Here is a 2814-nt window from a genome sequence, read left to right as displayed (position 1 = left end):
ATCAGAGATTTTTTTGATATTACAGTAAATTTCTTTTTCCCTTACATTCTGCTACCAAATCAACAAAATAAGCGACACCAACATTCATCATTTTTCATCATCCGAAGAAGAACAGTTAAGTTTGGCCGAAATATAATCAACAAAAACAGCATTAAATAGAACATAACCTTTAAATCGCATCTAAAAATTAACAGTCTTCAATTAGAAAAACTTAGAGAAAATGACAAGAAATCTTAGGTAAAACGACAAAAAGAATTTTCAAAACGACTTGTCATTTTTTAGGAACATTCCAAACTCTCAAAAATCATTGAAAAATTGATGTTTTCATCTCTATTTAAGGGAAATGCACAGACAACTAAGCACTATCAATATAACAACAAACAAGAATAGCACAATATCATATATCAGCAATACACACGTTTATAAAAGAAAATAATATTTTTTATCCATAAACAAGCATCTTTTATCACTATACAAAACTCTGAGAATTAAATTTTAGTCAGGTATCAACCTTATATCTGTAAAATTCATATTCTAAGATATACAAATTTATCAATTTGTCAAATTGATATTAACAATTGAGTTTGCAAATAAATTATAGTCCGAGACTTCGTAAATTGAGACAGAAACACGTCAGTGACCGACCCCATTAGGTGAAACATAGATATCAAAGATACAGAAGCCATATGTTCTTTGAGACGAAGAAGATATAAATACCTTCCACCTAAAAGGGTAAATATACCAAAGACGAACAGCAATACAAGGCCATACGTAATACCGAGCATGAAAGACTGAGGCATGCAGACACTGTTTTATGTATTTTAGATTCATAAGGGAATGAGATGAGCAATAACACAAAGAAAATTTAGAAGATTGATTTTTGAGGATTGTTTTATTTAAATACCATTTAAACTCCGTTTAAACAGCGTTTAAATGGTATTAAAAGCTGTTAGATTAGAGGAAGTACACTTCCCCCACCTCTGTGTAAATGATGTGAGAGTGAAAATAATCTTGTATTTAATTATTTTTCATTTTGGAATAAAAAGAGTATTTTTGTTGATGAACTGATTATTTTGAAATTTTAGGACTTACGCAAATAGGATGCCATGATTTGTGTCCAGATACAAAGAAATATAATGATTATAAAGAAATAGATCGTGCTTCAGATATTCCAACAGGTCAAAGTGGTGGTAAAACTAATGAGAATGCCGTTCTAAAGGGAAAAGGAAACAAAAAGACATATTATCTTGGTCCTAATGGAGAAATTGTACATTCTTCATATAAGAGAATATTAATCCGTAAAATCAAGAAGTAAACCTATGAAAGCTGAAGAAATAATAGAACTATTCCAGCAATTTGAATCCATCGCAAACGAATACGAAGGAGTGGAATGCTGGAGCGCAAGAGAATTATCGAGTATATTGGGATATACTAAATGGGAAAGATTTAATAATGTAATAGATAAAGCAAAAGAAGCATGTATAAATGCAGGAGAAAATCCAGAAAACCATTTTCCCAACGCCGGGAAAATGGTCATACTAGGTTCAGGTGCTCAGCGTGAAGTTAATGATTATATGCTTACACGATATGCATGTTACTTGATTGCACAAAATGGAGACCCACGCAAACCTCAAGTAGCATTTGCACAAAATTATTTTGCTGTACAAACGCGAAGAGCAGAGCTTGTTCAAAAAAGAATTCTTGATTATGAACGTGTTATTGCACGTAACAAACTTGCTGAAACATAAAGTCGATTATCTGGAATAATATACGAACGAGGGATTGACAATAAAGGTTTTGCCATAATTCGTTCCAAAGGAGATAAAGCTTTATTTCATTTAGACACAGCATTGCTGAAACGCAGATTAGGTGCTCCTGATAACCGTCCTTTAGCTGACTTCCTTCCAACAATCAGTATAAAAGCAAAAGATTTCGCCGCAGAAATGACTTCAGTGAATGTACAACAAAAAGATTTGCACGGCCAAGAACAAATCACTCGTGAGCATGTAGACAACAACGCAGCCGTAAGAAAGATGTTACTTCAACGTGGAATTGTTCCGGAACAACTACCGCCAGGAGAGGACGTAAAAAAGGTGGAGCGGCGATTGAAATCTGAGGGAAAGTCCTTGACAAAGCAACAAAGCACAAACAAAACTTCAAAAAAATGAAATTGCCAGATACTTTGTAAGAATTGCAATAGGATTAAAGGAGGGAAATAGAAATTTGAAAATATGAGAATATACCATTACACAAATTTAGAATCACTTGCTCTTATCCTAAAAAATCAAACAATTCGTTTCAATCGTTTGGATAAAGTAGATGATTTGGAGGAAGGTAATACAGAATCTCTAGGAGTGAAATTCTGTAGATATATTTTTGTATCATGTTGGACTGAAACTACAGAAGAAAGCATTCCATTGTGGAAAATGTATGGCGGTGATAAAGGAGGAATACGAATCGCTCTTGAACAAGAAATGTTTAAAGAGTATTTGATATCTAACCTAGAATTAGGAGATTTGCAATCCCAGGGAGCTATTAAATCCAAAATTCCACCTCAAGATATGATAAATCCGAATTTCTTTTTCATCCCTATATTAGTTTATAAAAATGATTTATTTTATAGACATGTAAAATATGTTGATAATATCCATGTATTTACTAAAGATGCTATCCAAATAACTAATGTTTGAGAGAATCGTGGCGATTTTCATATGGAGATGAGCCGTTTGGTTATTATAAAAAGCCGTATTAAATAAAATAAATATTTAAGGTAATAGCCTATTTCCTTTCTTTCTGTATTAAACAGTATAAACA

General features: G+C 32.4%; 2 protein-coding genes and 1 pseudogene. All 3 read left to right on the top strand.

The window, feature by feature from the left end; all coding sequences use genetic code 11:
• The first annotated feature begins 1111 nt into the window (after window positions 1-1111).
• The 3 genes and pseudogenes from I6E11_RS14380 (at window position 1112) to I6E11_RS14370 (ending at window position 2690) form a co-directional block, all read left to right on the top strand.
• Entirely contained in the window at window positions 1112-1315 is a 204-nt protein-coding gene (locus tag I6E11_RS14380; RefSeq protein ID WP_235338801.1) for a hypothetical protein, read from the top strand.
• 4 nt (window positions 1316-1319) lie between these two features.
• A pseudogene (gene dinD, locus I6E11_RS14375) lies at window positions 1320-2168 on the top strand (DNA damage-inducible protein D).
• 63 nt (window positions 2169-2231) lie between these two features.
• The gene (locus tag I6E11_RS14370) at window positions 2232-2690 is read left to right on the top strand and encodes a hypothetical protein (protein ID WP_235338800.1); all 459 of its coding nucleotides are present in this window, start codon (window positions 2232-2234) and stop codon (window positions 2688-2690) included.
• Window positions 2691-2814: the final 124 nt, after the last annotated feature.

It is taken from the genome of Bacteroides caecigallinarum (assembly GCF_021531075.1).
In the GTDB taxonomy this organism is placed as follows: Bacteria; Bacteroidota; Bacteroidia; order Bacteroidales; family Bacteroidaceae; genus Phocaeicola; species Phocaeicola caecigallinarum_B.
Note: the sequence above shows the minus strand (reverse complement) of the source record. Positions and strands in the feature narration are given on the sequence as shown.

What these genes read in the sequence shown, in the direction of transcription:
- I6E11_RS14370 (WP_235338800.1), top strand. Translation starts at nt 2,232, where the DNA reads ATGAGAATATACCATTACACAAATTTAGAATCACTTGCTCTTATCCTA.